Raw genomic sequence first — 433 nt, forward strand, 5'->3', positions numbered from 1 at the left:
GGAACTAACTACAATATTGCCTTATCTTTGGCAAAATTAAACAAAACAAATCTAGCCATTCCGTATGCTAATAATGCCTTAGATGTTTATCTTCATGAAAACAAATGGACAAATGCAGCTGAAAATTATACTTTATTAGGTGGTTTATATATAGAGGAACGAGATTTTCCCAATGCAGAACAAAATCTGCAAAAAGCTTTAGATCTAGCTGAAAATTTTAATAATGAAAAACTTAAGGGGAAAATATATCATAACTTAGGAATCGTATACAAAAACCTTAAGAAATTAAATAAAAGTATGGATTACTTTGTGAACTACCCGCCACCTACGCTTCGCTTAGAGGTGGGGGCTTCTAAGGTAATCGCACCTAACGGTACGAAATTTACTTAGCTATCGAGCCTGTTCCATGCTCTATTTATGATTATACTAACAG

1 protein-coding gene is annotated in these 433 nt (G+C 33.5%); it reads left to right on the plus strand.

The annotated features are described in order from the left end of the window. Positions 1-390 (plus strand): tetratricopeptide repeat protein (locus TEPIDINF_RS14810; protein WP_421692403.1); only part of this gene is annotated, 390 nt, incomplete at its 5' end. Between the last annotated feature and the right edge of the window lie 43 nt (positions 391-433).

The sequence above is a fragment of the Tepidibacillus infernus genome (assembly GCF_048898065.1).
Taxonomy (GTDB): domain Bacteria; phylum Bacillota; class Bacilli; order Tepidibacillales; family Tepidibacillaceae; genus Tepidibacillus_B; species Tepidibacillus_B infernus.